This window comes from Streptomyces sp. NPDC102258, from assembly GCF_055584685.1.
The window spans coordinates 134,632-153,969 of the sequence record NZ_JBVJLO010000003.1 but is presented as its reverse complement, the minus strand read 5'-3'; the positions used below and the strand labels follow the sequence as shown (position 1 = coordinate 153,969).

General features: G+C 74.0%; 19 protein-coding genes and 1 tRNA gene. 9 read left to right on the top strand and 11 right to left on the bottom strand.

All coding sequences use genetic code 11. The features are described 5' to 3' along the window. The first annotated feature begins 102 nt into the window (after positions 1-102). On the top strand, positions 103-288 hold the full coding sequence (locus tag ACZ6ZT_RS06345; protein ID WP_469716090.1) for a hypothetical protein: 186 nt from the start codon (positions 103-105) through the stop codon (positions 286-288). Positions 289-420: 132 nt separating this feature from the next. Here ACZ6ZT_RS06345 and ACZ6ZT_RS06340 read toward each other — a convergent pair whose 3' ends face one another. The 5 genes from ACZ6ZT_RS06340 to ACZ6ZT_RS06320 all read right to left on the bottom strand — a co-directional run bounded on the left by ACZ6ZT_RS06340 (position 421) and on the right by ACZ6ZT_RS06320 (position 7,705). Next, positions 421-1,989 (bottom strand): phosphatase PAP2 family protein, encoded by a 1,569-nt coding sequence (locus tag ACZ6ZT_RS06340; protein WP_469716089.1) that lies wholly within the window; start codon positions 1,987-1,989, stop codon positions 421-423. Positions 1,990-2,022: 33 nt separating this feature from the next. Next, on the bottom strand, positions 2,023-3,201 hold the full coding sequence (locus ACZ6ZT_RS06335; protein ID WP_469716087.1) for a TQXA domain-containing protein: 1,179 nt from the start codon (positions 3,199-3,201) through the stop codon (positions 2,023-2,025). 386 nt (positions 3,202-3,587) lie between these two features. Beyond that, positions 3,588-3,995 carry a single-stranded DNA-binding protein gene (locus ACZ6ZT_RS06330; RefSeq protein WP_469716085.1) on the bottom strand — a complete coding sequence of 136 codons (408 nt, stop codon included), beginning with the start codon at positions 3,993-3,995 and terminating at the stop codon, positions 3,588-3,590. 97 nt (positions 3,996-4,092) lie between these two features. Then, a complete protein-coding gene (locus ACZ6ZT_RS06325) occupies positions 4,093-6,087 on the bottom strand; it encodes a YfjP family GTPase (protein ID WP_469716084.1) in 1,995 nt (664 codons plus the stop codon). 4 nt (positions 6,088-6,091) lie between these two features. Continuing rightward, positions 6,092-7,705 (bottom strand): dynamin family protein, encoded by a 1,614-nt coding sequence (locus ACZ6ZT_RS06320; RefSeq protein ID WP_469716584.1) that lies wholly within the window; start codon positions 7,703-7,705, stop codon positions 6,092-6,094. Between the two features lie 332 nt (positions 7,706-8,037). Between ACZ6ZT_RS06320 and ACZ6ZT_RS06315 the strand changes: the two genes are divergently transcribed. Continuing rightward, positions 8,038-8,110: transfer RNA gene (locus tag ACZ6ZT_RS06315), tRNA-Arg, on the top strand. A gap of 122 nt (positions 8,111-8,232) precedes the next feature. Beyond that, positions 8,233-9,075, top strand: coding sequence for an ammonia-dependent NAD(+) synthetase (gene nadE / locus ACZ6ZT_RS06310; protein WP_469716082.1), 843 nt, complete (start codon positions 8,233-8,235; stop codon positions 9,073-9,075). Between the two features lie 83 nt (positions 9,076-9,158). Here nadE and ACZ6ZT_RS06305 read toward each other — a convergent pair whose 3' ends face one another. Further along, a complete protein-coding gene (locus ACZ6ZT_RS06305) occupies positions 9,159-9,662 on the bottom strand; it encodes a phospholipase (protein ID WP_469716081.1) in 504 nt (167 codons plus the stop codon). A 289-nt stretch (positions 9,663-9,951) separates the two neighbouring features. Between ACZ6ZT_RS06305 and ACZ6ZT_RS06300 the strand changes: the two genes are divergently transcribed. Then, entirely contained in the window at positions 9,952-10,488 is a 537-nt protein-coding gene (locus ACZ6ZT_RS06300; protein WP_469716080.1) for a hypothetical protein, read from the top strand. 70 nt (positions 10,489-10,558) lie between these two features. On the opposite strand, the gene ACZ6ZT_RS06295 is transcribed toward ACZ6ZT_RS06300, so the two are convergent. Then, positions 10,559-11,335: an alpha/beta fold hydrolase gene (locus tag ACZ6ZT_RS06295; protein ID WP_469716078.1), complete on the bottom strand. Its 777-nt coding sequence runs from the start codon at positions 11,333-11,335 to the stop codon at positions 10,559-10,561. A gap of 83 nt (positions 11,336-11,418) precedes the next feature. Here ACZ6ZT_RS06295 and ACZ6ZT_RS06290 point away from each other — a divergent pair, with 83 nt between their 5' ends. The 5 genes from ACZ6ZT_RS06290 to ACZ6ZT_RS06270 all read left to right on the top strand — a co-directional run bounded on the left by ACZ6ZT_RS06290 (position 11,419) and on the right by ACZ6ZT_RS06270 (position 16,979). Beyond that, positions 11,419-12,120, top strand: a complete 702-nt coding sequence (locus tag ACZ6ZT_RS06290; RefSeq protein ID WP_469716077.1) for a 4'-phosphopantetheinyl transferase family protein — start codon at positions 11,419-11,421, stop codon at positions 12,118-12,120. A 113-nt stretch (positions 12,121-12,233) separates the two neighbouring features. Beyond that, positions 12,234-12,665 carry a GNAT family N-acetyltransferase gene (locus ACZ6ZT_RS06285; RefSeq protein ID WP_469716075.1) on the top strand — a complete coding sequence of 144 codons (432 nt, stop codon included), beginning with the start codon at positions 12,234-12,236 and terminating at the stop codon, positions 12,663-12,665. Positions 12,666-12,776: 111 nt separating this feature from the next. Further along, positions 12,777-14,294, top strand: a complete 1,518-nt coding sequence (locus ACZ6ZT_RS06280) for a S8 family peptidase (protein WP_469716073.1) — start codon at positions 12,777-12,779, stop codon at positions 14,292-14,294. A gap of 248 nt (positions 14,295-14,542) precedes the next feature. Further along, positions 14,543-15,835, top strand: coding sequence for a hypothetical protein (locus tag ACZ6ZT_RS06275; protein ID WP_469716071.1), 1,293 nt, complete (start codon positions 14,543-14,545; stop codon positions 15,833-15,835). 109 nt (positions 15,836-15,944) lie between these two features. Further along, positions 15,945-16,979, top strand: coding sequence for a WxL protein peptidoglycan domain-containing protein (locus ACZ6ZT_RS06270; RefSeq protein WP_469716069.1), 1,035 nt, complete (start codon positions 15,945-15,947; stop codon positions 16,977-16,979). A 27-nt stretch (positions 16,980-17,006) separates the two neighbouring features. Here the strand turns inward: ACZ6ZT_RS06270 and ACZ6ZT_RS06265 are convergent, their stop codons facing one another. The 4 genes from ACZ6ZT_RS06265 to ACZ6ZT_RS06250 all read right to left on the bottom strand — a co-directional run bounded on the left by ACZ6ZT_RS06265 (position 17,007) and on the right by ACZ6ZT_RS06250 (position 19,191). Next, positions 17,007-17,354 carry a hypothetical protein gene (locus ACZ6ZT_RS06265; protein WP_469716067.1) on the bottom strand — a complete coding sequence of 116 codons (348 nt, stop codon included), beginning with the start codon at positions 17,352-17,354 and terminating at the stop codon, positions 17,007-17,009. A 290-nt stretch (positions 17,355-17,644) separates the two neighbouring features. Then, positions 17,645-18,487 (bottom strand): Scr1 family TA system antitoxin-like transcriptional regulator, encoded by an 843-nt coding sequence (locus tag ACZ6ZT_RS06260; RefSeq protein ID WP_469716065.1) that lies wholly within the window; start codon positions 18,485-18,487, stop codon positions 17,645-17,647. Further along, on the bottom strand, positions 18,477-19,001 hold the full coding sequence (locus ACZ6ZT_RS06255; protein WP_469716063.1) for a DUF6879 family protein: 525 nt from the start codon (positions 18,999-19,001) through the stop codon (positions 18,477-18,479). Before ACZ6ZT_RS06255 ends, ACZ6ZT_RS06260 begins: the two co-directional genes overlap by 11 nt. Continuing rightward, positions 18,985-19,191 (bottom strand): hypothetical protein, encoded by a 207-nt coding sequence (locus tag ACZ6ZT_RS06250; protein ID WP_469716060.1) that lies wholly within the window; start codon positions 19,189-19,191, stop codon positions 18,985-18,987. Before ACZ6ZT_RS06250 ends, ACZ6ZT_RS06255 begins: the two co-directional genes overlap by 17 nt. Positions 19,192-19,338: the final 147 nt, after the last annotated feature.

Below are 19,338 nucleotides of genomic sequence, written 5' to 3'. Positions count from 1 at the left end.
CGGCAGATCGATGGTGGGCAGATACACCCCATCTTGCCGTACGTCCATCCCCAGGCGGAAACGCGTTCCGGCCCGTGGGCCTGGCGCGGGGGCGGGGCGGCGGTGCACGGATGGGTAAAGGCGCTGCTCGGGGCGGTGACGGGCTCGCTGCTCGCGCCGCTGCTGTCGCAGCGGATCACGGCCCGGGTGCAGGCCGGCCCGTGCGACCGGCTGGAGCAGGGGACGCCGGCGCCGGGGAGGGGCTTCGAGGAGATCCAGATCGGGCTGCCGGCGCTGGGCGACACCTGACTGCGGACGCGTGCCGTGAGGCGGGCCGACCTGGGGGTGGGGGCGGGGCCGATCGCGCGGAACGCCCCGGCCGACGGCTCGGGTGAGCCGTCGGCCGGAGAGCCGCCCGCCGGGGCCGTCCGCGCGGGGTCGTCAGCGGGGGCGGTAGACGGTCAGGGCGTCCGGCAGGCCTTCGAGGACGAGGGAGGCCGGGGCGTGCGCGTACTCGCCGTCGTAGGCCAGCGGGGTGCCCTCGGGGATGTCCGCGACGCGCAGGCTGCGCATGCGGGTGGCGACGTGCACCGGGGAGCGGGTCAGCGGTCCGGTGAACGCGGCGGCGAGGAGACGGGGGCCGGGGCGGCCGCCGCCGTGGACGAGCCGCAAGTCGAGCAGGCCCTCGCCGAGGCTGTCGCGGCGACGGGGGGTGGGGCCGGTCCCCTGGTAGGTGCCGTTCCCGGCGAAGAGGAGCCACACGTTGCGCGGCTTCCCGGCCAGGGTCAGGTGTACGGGCCGCTCGGCGCGCAGCACCCGCCAGGCCGCCAGCACCGCGGCGGGCCCGCCGCCGATCCGGGGCCCCCACCGCAGCCGGTGCCGCAGCAGCTCGGGGTAGGCCCCGATGCTGAAGTTGTTCAGGAAGTACCCGGACTCTGCGGGCTCGGCGACGGACCCCGAACCGGAGCCCGAAGCGGAGTCCGCACCCGACTCCGGGTCCGCGGCCGGGGACGTCGGCCGGTGGGGGTGGGCGGCCGGGCCCGGGGTGAAGCGGCCCACCGAGACCCGGACCGCCTGGCCCGCGGCGACCGCCCGGCAGGTGTCCTCCACCCCGCCGAGCCCGAGGTCCAGCGCGAAGTGGTTCAGCGTGCCCCCGGGGAACACCGCGAGCGGCACCCCGGCCCGCAGCGCGGCGGTGGCGGCGGCGTTGACCGTACCGTCGCCTCCGCACACCCCGAGCACCGTGGAGCGGGCGGCGGCGGAAGCCAGTTCCGCCTCCAGCCCGCCCCCGTCGCACTCCACGACCTCCGCCTCGGGCAGCCGCTTGCGCAGGAGGTCGAGCCCCACCACGTTCGCCGTACCCGAGCCGGTGTTCACCACCACCGTCAGCCCGGCCCCGTCCGGCAGCGCGGGCACCCCGCGCGCCGCGCGCTCGTCACCGGGCACCACCCGGGCCCGCTGCACGGCGCGCACGACCCGGCGTACGACGACCCCCGCCGTCACGCCGAGCGCCCCGCCCACCACCACGTCGGACGGGTAGTGGACCCCGGTGTAGACCCGGGAGAAGGCCACCGACACCGCGACCGGCGCCACCAGGGCCGCCCATCCGGGCGACTCCATCGCCAGCCCGGCCGTGAACGCGAGGGCCGAGGCGGCGTGCCCGGACGGGAACGAGGTCGTCCACGGCTGCACGGCCGGCCGCCGGGCCAGCGGCACCCCGTCCAGCAGCGGCCGGGGCCGGCGCACGGACCACTTCCCGACCGTGTTGATGGTCGCGGAGGCCAGGGCGAGCGAGGCCGCTCCGCTCAGCGCGGCCTTGCGTCCCCGGGCGGAGCCGAGGGCGGCGATCGCCAGCGCGGTCCCGCCCCACAGCACGCCGTGGTTCGCGGCCCGCCCGAGCCTCGGCAGCACCCGGTCCGCCCCCGGCCAGTGCCGTCGGGCCACCTCGTCGAACAGCCGCCGGTCCCACCGCGCGACCGCACCCCGCCAGGTCAGTTCTTGATCACCCATCCCCCGCGCTTACCCCGGGGACGGCATCCGGAATCAGCCCTCGGTCCCCTGGGACCCCACCGCGTCGTCCTCTCCCTCCAACGGCCGCTTGCGCAACAGCAGGACCACCATGCCGCCCAGCACCACCAGCCCCACCGCCAGCGAGGCAATCACCGGTGTGGCCGCCGAACTGCCGCTGGTGGCCAGCCGCTCCTCCTCGGGGGAGTCCGGCGACTGCGACGCCGCCCCCTCTGCCACCGGCACTTCGGCCGACCCGGCCAGCGTGCCCACCGTCCCCTGCGGGGCCCGCGCCGCCGGCTGCGGCCAGACCGCCGTGGCGGTGGCCGCCGCCGCGACGTCGCTGGACCCGGCGACGATCTGCGCCTCGGCCGGGACCCCGCTGGTGAAGACCCGCCCGACCGGCACCTTCGTGGAGCCCTGCACGACGACCGAGGCCGTCCCGTCCGGGGTGCCGGACGGCACCTCGAACCAGAGCGCGGTCCCGTTGCCCGCGGCGGCGACCGGCCGCCCCTCGGCGTCCACCACCCGCACCCCCATGGCCACGGCCGCCGCGTCCGGGGTCACCGTCACGCTCTGCGCCCCGGTCCGCACGGTCACCGGCCCGAGCCGCGTACCCGCCGGACCCGTCACCGTCCCGGCCACCCGGCCGGGGTCCAGGTCCAGCGAGGCCGGCGGCTCCGGCAGCCGGCCCGCCTCCCGCTGGAGGTAGTCGGCCAGCCGCTGCGCCTCCGGGTCGACCGCCTCCACCTGCGCCCCGTCGGCCAGCCGCCAGATGGCCACCTGCGTCCCGGCGGCCGCGCTCTCGGCGCTCAGCGCCCCGGCACCGGCCTGCTTCGCGAGCCCGGCCAGGTCGTTGAGCTGGGGGTAGGAGTGCTCCAGCACCCAGCGGATCCGGCCCGCCTCGGCGTTCCCGGCCAGCAGGCTGCCGTTCCAGCCGCTCTCCGTGTAGTGGGCCTGGGGCTGCGCGTAACCCGCGACCCCCACTCCGTAGGTCTGGAGCATGCCGCCGCCATCGACCCGCATCTCGTAGAGCCCGGCCCGCACCTGCCGGGCCGAACCGTCCTGGGTGTGCAGGACCGCCTGCCCGTAGGTCTTCAGGCCGTCCAGCACGGCGCTCGCGCCCCCGGCCGGCCCGCCCGTCGCCGGGTCGGAGTCCGCCGAGGCGCGGGCCCCCGGCCCACTGGCGAGGGCGGCGGCGGTGAGCAGGGCCACGGCCGCCGCCCGCCGGACGGAACCCCGTACCCCACCGGCCGGCCCGGCGCCCCGGCCGGGATCCGGATCGGCCCCCAGGGCACCGCGAGCGGCGGGAAGCGGAACCGCCGGCCGGCCCCCGGTGGCGGCCTGTGGCGCGGCGGATCCGCGGGCCGGTCTGTCCTCGGCCCCGGCGGCGGTCCCGCCCGTGGCCGCGCCGGCGCCCGCAGGGGCGGCGGGTCCGGCGCAGGGAGTGGCGGAGCCGTCGCGGCGCGTGGTGGAGGTGGAGAACGCAGAGGACGCAGACGACGCGGAGGACGCGGGAACAGCAATCGACACAGTCTTCCCCTTCGGGCCAAAGACCCAGGTGCCGGTGAGTACCCGGGAATCCTAGCCGCCTCGAACACTCAGACCACCGCCGCCTTCTGAGTCCCCATCAGCGGGGTGTCCGTCTTGACCACCCGCCGGAACGCCGCCGTCCCGCGGTTGAGGTCGTGTCCGATGGCCACCGCGTCGATGTCCGCCGAGAACCACCGGACACCGTCCCCGTCGGGCGGATCCTCCCGGACCCGCAGCCGCCCGTGGACCACGAGCGGCTCCCCCACCGCGACGGAACTGGCCAGGTTCACCGCCAGCACCCGCCGTGCCCAGACCGTGTAGAAGCTGGTGGCGGCATCCGTCCAGGCGTCGGTGCGCCGGTCGAAGTACCGCGGGGTCACCGCGAAGCGGAATCGCGCCGACGGCCCGGTCTGCGTCTCCTTGAAGTCGATCTGCGTCGCCACGTAACCCACCAGCGTCACCAGGGTGTCGTTCATCCCGGCCGCCCTCCCCACGTTCCGCACCCGTCCGGACCATCCGCACGGCGTGTGAACATGCTGGCGCGCACGCGCCGTTGCCGCTCCGGCCTGTGGATTACTGGCGGGTTGTGGACAACTTCGTCCCCCCTGCGGCGACCGCCGCGTACTGCTCGCGCACCTCGCGGTAGCGCAGCAGTTCCGCCGCCACCGGCTCCAGCACCCGGGCCCGCCCGCACCCGGCCGCCGCCTGCCGCAGTTTGCGCTCGGCGTCCTGGCCGTAGCGGCGGGCCGGGCCCCGGGCCGCGAGGGAGCAGGCCCATTCCACGAGCGGTCCGCCGACGATGCCGGCCGCCATGAACAGCACCGGCGGCAGCAGCTTCGGCTCCAGGACCCCGACGATCTGCCCGACCAGCCACAGCCCGCCGAAGATCTGCACCAGCGTCATGGCCGCCTGCGCCAGCACGGCGGCCGGCCACCAGGCGGGCCTCGGCGGTTTGGCGGTGGGTACCGCGACGGCCGCGCCCAGCGTCTCCGCCAGCTCGTCCAGGGCCTCCGGCAGCCGTTCGGCGCCGCGCACGGCGGTCTCCCGTACGGCCTGCGCCCAGGGGTCGGGCAGGCCGATGGCCGCCTCGTCGGCGACGGCCCGTACGGCCTGCTCCACCCGCTGGCGGGCGGTCACCTCCTCCTCGACCGGCGTCTCGGCCGACGCCGCCGGGCTGCGGCCGATCGCGGCGAGGGCGGCCAGACCCGCCAGGGTGCGCGGGGCGCGCCGGTTCTCGTACCAGCGCCACAGCCGCAGCCAGGGCGTGCCGCAGGCCTTGCCGGCGTTGCGCCGCCAGGCCCGTTCGGCGGCGAGCCCGGCCGCGTACGCCCCCACCGCCTCGGCGAGCCGGTCCTCGAACTCGGCGCGGACCGCCTCGCCGATCTCGGGCCCGGCGTGCCCGTCTGCGACGTACAGGTGCCGCAGGCGCCCGGCGGCCTGGTCGAGATCGGCGGAGATCCGCCGGGTCGCGGCGCCCTTCTCCTGGGTGAACTGCGCCAGGAGCTCGCGCAGTTCCCCGACTCCTTCACCCGTAAGGGCGGACAGTCCGAGGACGGTGGCCCCCGGCTCCCCGTGTTCGCCGAGCGCGATGCCGTCGTCGTCCAGGAGCCGGCGCAGATCGTCCAGGACGAGGTCGGCGGCTTCGCCGGGCAGCCGGTCCACCTGGTTCAACACCACGAACGTCACCTCGGCGTGCCCGGCCAGCGGCCGCAGGTACCGCTCGTGCAGGACGGCGTCCGCGTACTTCTCCGGGTCCACGACCCACACGACGGCGTCGACCAGCGCCAGCACCCGGTCCACGTGCTCGCGGTGCACCCCGAGGGCCGAGTCCAGGTCGGGCAGGTCGACGAGGACCATCCCGCGCAGGGCCTCCGCCTCGGAGGTCTCGCGGGGCCGGCGGCGCAGCCGGCCGGGGATCTCCAGCCGGTCCAGCAGCCCGGCGGCCCCGTCCGACCAGCTGCACGCGATCGGCGCGGCGGTGGTCGGGCGGCGCAGCCCCGTCTCGGAGATCTGCACTCCGGCGAGTGAATTGAACAGTGTGGACTTGCCGCTTCCGGTGGCTCCGGCGATGGCGACGACCGTGTGCTGCGAGGACAGGCCCCGGCGCGCGGCCGCCTCGTCCAGCACCCGGCCGGCCTCGGCGAGGGTCTTGCCGTCGAGCCGGGTCCGGGAGAGTCCGACGAGCTGGCGCAGGGCGTCGAGGCGCGCCCGCAGGGCCCGCGCCTCGGGGCTGAGCGGCGGGGCGGCGACCTTGCCGCCGTCGTTGCCGGCACCGGAGACGGCCCGGACGAGCGCCTCGTCGCCGGCGCGCTGCTCCTCGTCCAGGTCGTCGTCGAGGCCCTCGGGGCCCAGGCTGTCGAGCCCATCACGCCCGTCATGCGCGTCTCGTCCATCGCGCCCGTCCCGCCCGTCCCGCCCGTCGCCGAGCGAGCCGGCGCCGTCGAGCGCGCCGCGGCCCCCCGGCCCGGTGGCGCGGGCGCCCTTGCGGGAGGCCCGGTGGCGCGAGCGCGCGATGAAGCCGTCGTCCCAGCGGTCGTCGGTGCGGTCGCGGTCGGTCAGCGCGGTCACCGCGTCACCTCTCCTTCTGCAGTAGGGACAGCGCGGCGATCAGCTCGGCCTGCGGTTCCGGGGTCACTTCGAGTGCTTCCAGCGGGGCGAGCCTGCGGTCCCGCTCGGCGCGCAGCACCTGGTCGAGGTGCTCGGCCACCAGTTCCCCGCCCCGGTCCCGCAGGCGTACGGCGGCCTGTACGCCGATCCGCTCGGCGAGCTTCTCCCCGGCGGGGCGGGCCCGCTTCCCGCCCAGGAGGGCGGCGACGAGGAGGGCGGCGATGCCGTCGGGATCGGGCGCGGGCTGCTTGCCGAGCCGGGCGACCTCCTCCTCGGCGAGTTCCTCCAGCACCCGCCGCCAGCGCCGTACGGCCATGCCGATGCGTTCCGCCGCCTCCCGGTCGGGAGCGGGCAGGGCCACGGCCCCGGCGGCCGGTTCGCGCCGCCAGGCGGCGGCGATGCGCTCGTCGGCGGCGGCCACGGCGCACTGGAGCAGGGCCGCGAGGGATTCCGCGAGGGAGTCGAGGAGTTCGTCGGCGCTGGTGTCGAGGGGGTAGCCGCGCCACCGGGTGAGCGCGTCACCGGCGAGCACGGCGCCCCGGTCGAGGCGGTTGCGGACCCGCTTGCCCTCCTGGCGGTAGGCGTCCTCGACGGCCGAGGTCAGCCGTACGGCGGCGGCGTGCTGGGCCGCGACGGCGGAGGCGAGCTCGGGCATGCGCCGGCCGAGGGAGTCGAGCGCGCCCAGCGCGGTCCGCCCGACGGCGTACTGCCGGGCGGCCGGGTCCTGGACGTGGTGGGTGAGCCAGGCGAGCAGCGGCGCGACGGCGCTGGCCGGCAGCAGCCCGCCCTCGCCGGCCGACTCGGGCAGCTCCGGCACGGTGAAACGCGGTACGTCGCCCAGCCCGGCCCGCGTGAGCAGCGCCCCGTACTGGCGCGAGACCTCGGCGAGGACCTGGTGCGGGACCCGGTCGAGGACGATGACCAGGGTGGCCTGGTACTGCTTGGCGGTGCGCAGCAGGTGCCAGGGGACGGCGTCGGCGTAGCGCGAGGCGGTGGTGACCATGACCCAGACGTCGGCGGCGCAGATCAGCTGCGCGGCGAGTGTCCGGTTCTCGACCACGAGGGAGTCGATGTCGGGGGCGTCGAGGACGGCGAGCCCGCGCGGCAGGGTGGAGACGGTCTCGATCCGCAGTTCGCGTGTCGCGGCGCGCTGGTGCGGGCCGCGCGGGGGGCCCTGCCGGGACGGCGGAAGGAGCTCGTCCTCGCCCGGCGGGGCCCACAGACGCATGAGGTCGGGGAGGATGCGCATCCCGGCGAACCAGTGGTGGTCGTCCGGATGGCAGACGAGCACGGGGGTGCGCGTCGTCGGGCGCAGCACCCCGGCTTCACTCACCTGGCGTCCGACCAGGGAGTTGACGAGGGTGGACTTACCGGCCCCGGTGGACCCGCCGACGACGGCGAGCAGCGGCGCCTCGGGCGCCTTCAGCCGGGGTACGAGGTAGTCGTCGAGCTGCGCGAGCAGTTCGGCTCTGGTCTGGCGGGCGCGCGGAGCGCCGGGCAGGGGCAGCGGCAGACGCACGGACGCGACCCGGTCGCGCAGGGCGGACAGGGCATCGAGCAGCTGAGGCCGTACATCCAAGGTCACCACATGCGAAGAATGCCCAATTTGGGACCATTTTTGAAGCTTATACGCCCTCTGCGCGCCGAGCGCTACTCCAGCAGGACATCCTGGACACCGAGGACGAGTGGGACGCAGGCATAACGAGTGCACAACACCCAGGCCGCCGCGGCGCAAAAGCGATGCGAGAATCGCACCTGCCTGCGATTATCGGGACCGCTTCACCGAACCTCCACATCGTGGCACGCGAGTGAAGCAACCGGGACAAGGCGACCGGAGCCCTATCCTTGACCCGGCACGGACCGCAGTCCCACCCCCACCAAGGGGCTCCAGGCCATCACGGTCACCTTCCGGCCCCCGTAGCTCAGTGGATAGAGCAGGCGCCTTCTAAGCGCTTGGCCGCAGGTTCGAGTCCTGCCGGGGGCGCTCGCGCCAGGCCGGTCCGGCCCCTCCTCCGGGAGGGCCGGCGGCCCGGGGCCGTGGCCGTGGCCGTGGCCTGATCAGGGCCGCCACCGGGGCCGTCACCGGGCCGCCGGTAGAGTACGCGGATGGCGAACCTACGTGAGCAGATCCTCGGCGAACTCGGCGCCCGGCCGACCATCGTGCCCAAGGTCGAGATCCGGCGCCGGATCGACTTCCTCAAGGACTACCTGAAGTCCACCCCCGCCAAGGGCTTCGTGCTCGGGATCAGCGGCGGGCAGGACAGCAGCCTGGCGGGCAAGCTCTGCCAGGTGGCCGCCGAGGAACTGCGCGCCGAGGGGCACGACGCCACGTTCGTGGCGGTACGGTTGCCCTACGGCGTCCAGGCCGACGAGCACGACGCGCAGACCGCCCTGGAGTTCATCGGCCCCGACCGGTCGGTCACGGTGAACGTCAAGCCGGGCGCGGACGCGGTCGCCGCCGCGACGGCGACGGGCCTGCGCGAGCTGCCGGGCGAGGGGGACGGCCTGCGCGACTTCGTGCGCGGCAACGTCAAGGCGCGCGAGCGCATGGTGATCCAGTACGCGATCGCCGGACAGCTCGGACTGATCGTGGTCGGCACCGACCACGCGGCCGAGGCGCTGACCGGCTTCTTCACCAAGTACGGCGACGGCGGCGTGGACATCACCCCGCTGACCGGGCTGAGCAAGCGCCAAGGCGCCGCCCTGCTCCAGGAATTGGGCGCTCCGCCCAGCGTCTGGCAGAAGGTGCCGACCGCCGACCTGGAGGACGACCGGCCGGCGCTGCCCGACGAGGTGGCGCTGGGGCTGACGTACACCGAGATCGACGACTACCTGGAGGGCGCCGACGTCACTCCCGAGGTGGCGGCGAAGGTGGAGTCGGTCTACCTCGCGACCCGGCACAAGCGGACCGTTCCGGTCACCCCGCTCGACGACTGGTGGCGCGGCTGAGGCCATGGCGCCGGCCGGCGGCGGGGTGAGGGAGGGATCCGTCCCGCCCGACGGGGGTGCGGGCGGGACGGGGCTGGGATGGCTCAGGCCGCCGGGGCGTCCTGTGGGGAGACGTCCTGCGGGGAGACGTCCTGCGGGGAGACGCCGAAGGCCTTGACCGCCTGGTAGTAGGTCCAGGCCGTGCTGTCGCAGGAGCCCTTCTTCACGCCCGAGTACTGCGCGCACACCCGCTTGAGGTCCGCGTACAGCGCGTCGTCCAGACGGGACTTGTTGGCGGGGAAGGCGCCCGCCGCCTTGTAGTTGCGGTAGCCGAAGTCGTGGCGTGCGCAGGCCGTCTGGAACGGGAAGCCGAAGGGGTTGTCCGGGGAGGACGAGCAGTAGTCGGTGGACCAGTCGAAGCCGTACGAGGACCAGTTGGCCTGGCTCCCGCGCGCCGCGAGCCAGGCGCTGTAGCTGGAGGCGCTGGTCTGCGTCCAGCCGCTGAGCACCTGCGGCTTGTCCGCCGGAGCCGCCGACGCGGGGGTGGCGAGGGCGATCAGGGCGGCGGCCGCCCCGGAGGCGAGCAGGGGGGCGAGACGAAGACGCATGACATTCCTCCGGGTGGGGGCGGGGACCGGCTGAGCGGACGGTGCGGGAGGCGCGGCCGTCGGCCAACTGGCCGGTGCGGCGCGTGGGTTCACTGTCCGCTCGGGCCATATCGCCGGCCCCCGCCGTGTCTATATCCGGACCCGGACGCGCCTCCGGGCAGGGCCCGTGGTCCTACGCCGGTCCGGGCGAGCAGCTCTCAGGTATGACGGCGTATCCGACTTCAGACAGAGCCGAGGTTCGTACTGGGGAGGGACGCGCGAACCGCCTGCGCCACGAACACTTGTAGCCATGAACCGCCGTCCGCTCGCCATCGCCGCCGCCACCCTGGGTGCCCTTGCCATCGCGGCGCTCGCCCTGCCGAACCTCCCGCCCAACCCGGTCACGGAGACGCTCAACGACCGGTTCTTCAAAGAGAAGGGCAGACACTTCGCCACCGCCGCGGACGCGCCCACGCGCGGCGACAAGGCGTTCGTGCTGCCGGGCTGGATACCGAAGGACGCCACCGACGTACGGGTGCGCGTGCGCACCACCGGGCAGGCCCGGCTGATCCGGTTCACCCTGGGCAAGACCCCGCTGGACGGTCCGCAGTGCGCCGTCAGCGCGCCGCGGAAGCCGGGCGGCCCCCATCTGGACGCCCGTTGGTGGCCCGGCGACATGAAGGCCGAGGAGCGGCCCGAATGCCGCGGGACGCACCAGTACCAGGTCGCGGTGCGCGGGAAGAAGGTCTACGCGTGGACCGACGGCACGCCCGCACCGGGGGCGCGCATACAGGACGGCGGGCCCGTCGTCGCACCGGCCTCGGCCGTCCCGGCCGGGCGCCGCTGACCCCAGCGGGGACGGGGACGGGACGGCCGGGCACCCCGACGGGACGGCCCGGCGGGAGCGCGGGCGCCGGTCAGACGGTGGCGCGGGTGAGGGCCGCGGCGGTGGCGCGGGCGAAGGCGTCCGGGTTGTCGAGCATGATGTTGTGCCCGCAGTCCGGGATGGCCACGACCTCGACGCCGGCGGCCTCCAGGGCCCCGGCCCCGGCGAGGGAACCGTCGCTCGCGGGGTAGAGGAAGCTGCGCGGGATCTTCAGGTCCAGCAGGAGCTCCCGCATGGTGGGCGTGGTGCCCGCGGCGAGGTGGACGGCGGTGCGGTGCAGAGCGGTGCGGCCGGCCAGCCGCATGGTCGACCACCAGTGCGCGCCGACCCGGTCGCGGACCTCGGCCCAGCCCCCGGCCAGGAACTCCTCCTCCGTGTACGAGGCGATCCCGCTGCTCCCCCCGGTGCGGGGGACGGCCGGGTGCGGGTCGAGGTTGGCGTCGACCAGCACGAGCCGGGAGACCAGCTCGGGGTGGCGCGCGGCCAGCACGATGGCCACCGCCCCGCCCATGCTGTGGGCGATCACCTCGGCCCCCTCGGCACCGGCCGCGGTGAGCGCCGACGCCAGCGCGTCGGCGTGCGCCTCCAGGGTGTAGGTGAACGTCTCGGGGCGGTCGCTGTGCCCGTGGCCCAACAGGTCCACCAGCAGCGAGCGCCGCCCGGCCAGCAGCGGGTGCGCGGCGGAGGCGGCGAAGTAAGCCGGCGAGGTGGAGCCGAGCCCGTGCAGGTAGACGCGGGCCGGTCCCTCCCCGGGCAGTTCGACCCAGCGGATCCGGTCGCCTTCCGGTGTCACCTCTGCTGCGTGCACGATGCGTTCCCCCCTGCTCTCGTGAAAGATCATTCGGGCCTGAGGGTAACCGCGCCCGGGAGGGCCTCGTCTACTCTCATCGGGTGAGCGAGTACGTGAACCAACTCGACGGGGCCGCGCCCCCGACCGGCGTGCTCCCGGTCGGTACCGCGGTGGCCGTGTGGTCGCTGGACACCACGCGCGAGGTGATCGGCGGCCACGAGGTCGCCGGGGCGGTCCCGCTGCTGGACGCGGCCGAGCAGGACCGGGTCTCGCGCCTGCTGCGCGCGGGCGACCGGCGCAGCTACCTGGCCTCGCACCTGGGGCTGCGGGTGCTGCTGGGCGCGTACTTGGGGCTGGCACCGGAGAAGGTGTCCCTGGTCCGCGAGGACTGCCCCTGTTGCGGCGGACCGCACGGCCGGCCCGCCGTGGCCGGGGGCGCGGTGCACTTCTCGCTCTCCCACAGCGACGACATGGCGTACTTCGCCTTCGCGGGGGTGCCGGTCGGGGTGGACATCGAGGGCCTGCCGACCGCGAGCGCGGTGGAAGACGTCCTCGCGACCCTGCACCCGGCGGAGACGGCCGAGCTCTCCGGCCTGCCCGCGGCGCAGCGGCCGGGCGCGCTCGCCCGGGTGTGGTCCCGTAAGGAGGCCTACCTCAAGGCCACCGGCACCGGGCTGGCGCTCGGGCTGGCCGAACCGTACGTGGGCTCGGCGGCCACCCCGGCGCCGGTGCCGGGCTGGACCCTGCGCGACCTCACGGCGCCCCCCGCCTACGCCGCCGCCCTCGCCCTGCGCACCTCCTGACCCGGAGCGCGGCGCCGGCCGGGTCCGCCGGTGGCGCGCACCTGTTCCAGCGCCCCTGATCGGCCCGTCATGTCGGCGGGGCCGCGCGGCGCGGACGCCCTAGGCTCGCCGCCATGGACATCCGCCTCGCCACCACCGTCGCCGAACTCCGGGCCGCCGAAGGGCTCTTCGACGGCCCCGCGCGCGAGGAGTGGTCGCGCCGCTTCCTCGGCTCGCCGGGACACCTGATGCTCATCGCCTACGTCGACGGCGTACCGGCCGGCATGGTCTCCGGCGTCGAGATGACCCACCCCGACAAGGGCACCGAGATGTGCCTGTACGAGCTGTCCGTGGACGAGGGCTACCGGCGGCGCGGCATCGGGCGCGCGCTGACGCTGGCGCTGGTCGAGGCGGCCAAGGCACGGGGCTGCTACGGCATGTGGGTGGGCGTCGACACCGACAACGAGCCGGCGCTGGCCACGTACGGTGCGGCGGGCGCCGAGGACGAGGGGGTCTTCACGATGCGGGGCTGGGACCTCGGTCCGCGGGCGGCCGTGAACCCCTGACACCGGCGGCGGCCGGACCCGTCCGCGACGCGCCCGGCATCACGGCGTGTCGCGGGGCCACTCGGAGCACCCTCCGCGCGCCGCCGCCGCAAGCGGCCGAGCATCGGGCGCATGACCGCCATGACCGCGCTCCTCCCGGCCGCCGCCCTCCTCGCGGCGGCCACCGTCCTGCCGCCGCCGCACGCGGCGGAGGCCGCCGACGCCCCGACCGCCCCCTACGTGGTCGTCCTCAAGGACACCGCCGTCCGCGCCCCGGGCCGTGCGCTCGCCGCCGAGGCGGCCGAGGCGGGTGACCAGGTCGCGGAGGTCTACGACGCCGCCCTCAACGGCTTCGCCGTGCGCACCACGGCGGCGCGTGCCGCCGAGCTGGCCGCCGACCCCCGGGTGGCCTCGGTGGAGCCGGACGCGGTGTACCGCATCACCGACCCACCGGAACCGGCCTCCGGGGCGGCCACCCCCGCACCGGTGCCGCCGCCCACCCCCGCCACCGCCCCGGCGCCCGTACGCCCGCCCGCCGACGCCCCCGTACCGGCGCCCGTCACCACCGCCGTTCCCGGCCCGGCCACGGCCACCACCCCGGCGCCCGCACACCCGCCCGTCGCCACTCCCGCCTCCACACCCAGCCCCGTCACCACCCCCGCGACGGCCCCGGTCCCGGCGCCCGTGACCGTGCCCGCGCCCGTCACCGCCACCACACCCGCCCCGGTCCCCTCCCCCGTCCCCTCCGCCGCGCCCGTCCCCGTACCGGTGCCCGCGTCCGCCATGCTCGTGCAGGCGCCCGCGCCCTGGGCGCTGGACCGGATCGACCAGCGGGAGCTGCCGCTCGACGGCTCGTACACGTACGCCGCCCACCGGGCGCGGGGCGTCACCGTCTACGTCGTCGACACCGGGATCAACACCCTCCACCAGGAGTTCGGCGGCCGGGCCCGCACCGGGTACAACGCGCTGGTCCTACAGGGCGCCGCCGACTGCAACGGCCACGGCACGCACGTCGCGGCGACCATCGGCGGGGCGACGTACGGGGTCGCCAAGGGGGTCTCGCTCGTCGGTGTGAAGGTGGCCGACTGCCGGGGCGACGCACGCCTGTCGGCGATCCTGCGCGGCCTGGACTGGATGGTGAAGGACGTCGCCAAGAGCCTGCCCAAGGGCGCGCCGGTCGTCGCCAACATGAGCATCGGCGGCACCCGCAGCCGGGCCATGGACGCGGCGGTGACCCGCGCCGTCGCCTCCTCCGGGATCACCTTCACCGTGGCCGCCGGGAACGCCGGCCGGGACGCGTGCGGCGGCTCCCCCTCCGGCGTCCCCCAGGCCCTGACGGTGGGCGCGACGGACGCCGCCGACCACCGCCCCGCCTTCTCCAACCACGGCCGCTGCGTCGACATCTCCGCGCCCGGCGTGTCCGTCACCTCGGCGTGGAAGGGCTCCGCGACCGCCGTCGCCCGCTCCACCGGCACCTCGATGGCCGCCCCGCACGTGGCGGGCGTGGCCGCGCTGGTCCTGGCCGGCGGCACGGCCCGGACCCCGGAGCAGGTGCGCCAGGCGCTGGTGCGCGGCGCCGTCTCGGGCCGGATCACGGGCCTGCCGGCCGGGACCGTGAACCTCCTGCTGCACGTCCCGACCGACCGCTGAACCCCCCGCGCCCCACCCGCAACCGGCCCGCGGCCCCCGGCCTCCCCTCACCGACCAGTCGGTATCCGGCGCCCCGTACGACCAGGCCTGATGGGACATCAATGTCTGTGTGCTTCGGGCGAAAGCAATCCATTGACTTCTCATCACCGCGACGCGTCAATGACGGCCATCCGCACCGGCTCGACGCTCGGCCTCCTCCCCACAGCGGGTGGGGGGAGGGGTTCGTCTGACGAAGGAGTCGCGACCCAGTGAGTACAACGTTCCGACGAAGAGTTCTGGCCGGGGCGGGCGCCCTTTCCCTGGCCCTGACGGGCGGTGTGGTGGCCCTGACGGGGACGGCGCAGGCCGCGACCAAGACCACTCCGGTCTTCATGAAGTGCGTCGCCCCCGCGCCCCAGCCGGGCGCCAACGGCAACCAGGACTACACGGTCACCCTGCCGGACACCGCCAAGCCCGGCCAGAGCGTGCCGATCACCATCGACCCCGGCGAGACGCCGGTGGTCCCGGCGTTCACCATCGACACGGTCAACACCACCAAGGCGAAGCTGCTCGTCGGCGGGGTCGCCCAGACGGTCTCCAGCGCGCCCGTCCCCAGCCACCAGGAAGCCGGCAAGAAGTCCGACCCGCCCGCCTTCAGCGGGAACATCACCATCCCCGACGGTACGGAGGGCACCACCCTCCAGATCACCCTCGACCAGGTGGTCACGGACGCCGACCTCGGCGGCACCGTCTTCACGACGACCTGTACGCCGGAACCGCGCCCCAGCGCCTCCGTCGGCTCGCTCGCCGTCGAGGCCCTGCCGAAGGAGCCGGTCACCACCCGGCTGACGCCCAACAGCGGCAAGGCCGGCACCGCCGTCACCGTCACCGGCGCCAACTTCCCGGCCGGCCAGGTCACCTGCTCCGCCCTGCTCGCGGGCGCGGCCACCGGTGACACCGGTACCGGCACGGCGGACGCGTCCGGCGCGGCCACCTGCAACGTCACGGTCACCAAGAAGGCCGACGCGATCAAGATCGACGGCTCGACGGCCGGGGCCAAGCCGTTCGTGTTCGTCGAGGAGCAGGCGGGCGTGCGGAACCCGGTCGACGTCGAGGTGCTGCCCGGGCCGCTGGCCCTCGGCCCGAAGGACGGCCAGCCGGCCGTCAGCTTCGGCGCGGTGACCATCAACGGCAAGGCCCAGTCGGTGTACGGCGCGTTCAACGCGGCGACCGTCCAGGACTTCCGAGGCGGCAGCCTCGGCTGGGACGTGACGGCGACGCGCACGCCGTTCCTGAACCAGACGACCGGCCACTCGATGGCGAAGGCGCAGATCGGCATCCAGCCGTCCTGCACCGTCACCAACCCGGACAGCCCGAGCACCTGCACCGCCGGTGCGCCGGGCGCGATCAGCGACACGCCGATGAAGGTCGCCTCGCAGGCGGCCGGCGGTGACGAGCTGACCGGCGGCGAGTTCGCCGTGGGCGGCGCGGCGATGCTCCAGCTGCCGCCGTTCATGTTCGCCGACACCTACCAGTCGGTCGTGACCTTCTCGATCGCCTGACCGGTCGCCCGGCCCAGGTGGTGCGGCGCTCCGGCGCCGCACCACCCCTTTCGTGCCCGCTGCTTTCGTTCCCGCTGCGCCGCCGCCGCGACTGGAGAGAGACCCGCCCATGCGCCTGCGCACCCTCCCGCACGCCCTTCTCGCCGGCCTGTGCGGGCTGCTGCTCCCCGTCCTGACCGTGGCCGCCGCCGCCCCCGCCACGGCCGCGGACAACGGCACCTGGGGGGTCTTCCCGACGCCCGCGGCCGGGGCCGCGATGACCGACCGCGCGTACTTCTTCCACCAGGGCGCCGCCGGGGCCACCGTCGACGACAGCGTGACGATCCTGAACTCCTCCGACCAGGCGCTCACCTTCCAGGTGTTCGCCACCGACGCCGTGAACACCCCCTCCGGCGGCGCGTTCGCGCTGCTGCCCGTCGAGACGAAGCCGGCGGACGTCGGCGCCTGGATCGCGCTCGGGCCGCAGGCCGCGTCCGCCGTGACGGTGCCGCCCAAGGGCCGCGCCGACATCCCCTTCACGGTGAAGGTGCCGCGGGACGCCACCCCGGGCGACCACATCGGCGGCATCGTGGCGCTGAACACCGCCGTCGAGGGCGTCCAGAAGGACGGCAGGGTCCAGGTGGGGGTGCGGCGCTCGGTCGGCGCCCGGCTCTACCTGCGGGTGCCGGGGCCGCTGTCCCCGGGGCTGAGCGTGGAGGACGTCCGCGTCAGCCGGGGCGCGCCGCTGCTGCCCTGGACGAAGAACGCCCGCGCGACGGTCTCGTACACGCTGGTCAACCGGGGCAACGCGGTGATCGAGCCGAAGGTGTCGGTCTCCGCGCGGGGGCTGTTCGGACGCCGGGTCCTGGACCGGCCGGGCCGCGCGCCGAAGCTGGTGCTGCTGCCGGGCCAGCGCGTCGAGCTGACGCAGCCATGGCCCGACTCCCCGCAACTGGACCGGGTGACCGTCACGGTCTCGGCGAGCGCGGCCGCGTACCCCGACCTGTCCACCACATCCGATACGACGTTCCTCGCGGTCCCCTGGCCGGCTGCCGGCGCCCTCCTGGTCCTGGCAGCGGCAACCCTCGCCACCTGGCAACTACGCCGCCGCCCCTCCACCCCGCACCGCCCCAACCCCGCCCCATCCTTGGCCAAAACCCACTGACGCACCCGGTCGAGTGGGACGGCTGGTTCACAGCTCCTGCCAGACGTGATAGACCGTCGGCTGCTCAGCCGTCTGCTCCGGCGTGAGCCCTTCCACCATCGCCGCACCTCCTCTCGGCTCGCGGGCCGGGTGGGGTGCCCGTCCCCCCGAGGGACGGGAATCAGAGGGACCCGAGGGGACGCGGAGGGCTTCGGCGAGCTGCTCAACCACGTTGGCGGGGAGCGTCCCGAAGTCCACGTATGCCCCGCCGTCGTGCGTCACGGTGGGCCGCAGGCTGTTCCACACGGTCTCGGAAACGCCGAGGGAGGCCAGGACTGCACGCATGGAGTCCGAGGCGTTGTCGGCCCGGGCCCAGGCGCTTCGCCAGGTCTGCATCTCCACTCAAGCCGCCACGGCCGGAGCGGTCGGGCACTTCTCTGCGTGCCGGTAGACGACCGCAGGCACACCCGACGCGCGATCGATGACCCCCCGCCGGACCGTTTCGAGCGGCTCGACGGTGCGCTTGCACGCGGAGCACTCCTGTCCGGGGGCATAGGTCAGGTACTCCCATGTGTCCCCATCGCGCTCCGAAACTTCTGCCTTCTTCGCCACTGCCATGTCGCACCCTTCCCGATTGCCGTTCGGTCTGCGACAAGCTTCGGCCCTGGGAGGGGAGTAGTGAAGGTCTATTCGCGTTGTCGGGTAAAGGCGCTCGACCATTCGTTCAGGCGTTCTCGGGCTTGCTCGCCAAACAGGGCGTGCCGCTCGTAGGTCGCGAACTCGTGCAGGTAGACAGATACATCCCGGTGGTCCCGGAAGACCATCACAGCAGTGAATATTTCGACCGTGGCGATTCGTTCGTCATAGACGGTGAATACGTTAAGCGGGCCCGGCATCACCTCAGGACCGACAGGGATCACCCCGATGCGCACGTTGACAAGGCGAGTCAGCGAAGCCAGCCTGTCCATCTGCATGGCCAAGGCATCCGGAGGAATGAGCGGCCACCGCACGGCCTGCTCCGTCAGAATGAAGGTGAACCGATTGGAGCCATCGTGCAGCACGGCTTGGCGCTCAAGCTTTTTCGCGACGGTCTTGCTCTGCTCCCCGGGAACGTCCGCGATACTGGCCCGCACACACTCTGGCGTGGCCAGGAGCCCCGTGATCATCGTCGGCAGGAAGTAGCGGAACTCTGTGGATGACTTTTCGAAGCCCGCCAGCTCATTCTGTCGCTTATCCAATCCCCTACGACGGGACGACCAAACGTCCTTCCATTCGGTGTTAGCCATTCGAGCCAGCGCCATCACCTCGGTTACGAGCGTGATGGGTGCATCGAGCGCCCGAAGGAACAACTCCACATCAACGAGAGCGGGGGTCAGCTTCCCGCTCTCGATGTTGCTGACTTTCGTCTGTGACATGTTGCAGCGCAGAGCGAGCCGCGTCTGGGTCCACCCGGCTCGCTTCCGCAGCGTCTTCAGCGTTTTCGCCAGGTCGGCCCTCGACTCTCCGAACTGCTGAGGGTCAAGCGTCAATGCCCTTCACATACTCCTCAAAGGGCACCGACTCGGCAATAGCGATGCGCTGGTATTCGATGAACTGGCCGACGCTTCCTTCGTAAACCTGGCGGCTGATCTGCTGACCATCCGGCTGATAGTTCATAAGGATCACTTCAGAGCGATCGAACATCCAGAAGTCCTGAACACCCTCAAGCGGGTTGTCCCGGTCGGTCACGTCGAGGATGCGGATCTGTTCACCGGCCAGCACGTGCGGCGCGTAATACTGGGAGAACTCGAACCGCAGATAGTCGGAGAGCGGTCGCGTGAGGACGTGTACACGCCCTTGCGGGCGCCCCTCGGTGGCCTGGCGCCGGAGGCGGTCCGTGTACTCGTTCGAGACCGTGTGGGGGTCGATCCGTAGTCCGGCCTTGAAGGCGGCGAACTCTTCCGCTTCCTGCGGCATGAGGTATTGGGCCAGAGTCTCCAGACGCCACGCTTCGAGCGTGAAGCGCTCGAACCTGGACCGCCAGGCGTCACCATCCAAGAGCACGGAACGCCTCCCTCAGTACAGCCTCAGGGATTTCGACGAGGCCCTCACCGGCGGGAGGGCGGAAGGCGGTGGATACGTCTCCCTGGACGATGATCGAGCCGCTCGCAGCGACGTACACGTTGGGGCAGTCGTCCTTGCCGCAGGTGCCGTTCCCGTTGCCGGTGAGTCGGGTCAGTTCCTCACGAGCCATGGTGAAACCCCTTTGTCGGGCAGCCCGGTTGGGCTGGTGTCCCTGACGGTATGAGGGAGCACGGCCCGGCGTCCATGCGGTCTCGCCCATATTCGCGTAGTCGCATAAAGCCGCGTGACGGAGGGCCCGGGACAGCAGGAACCCCCG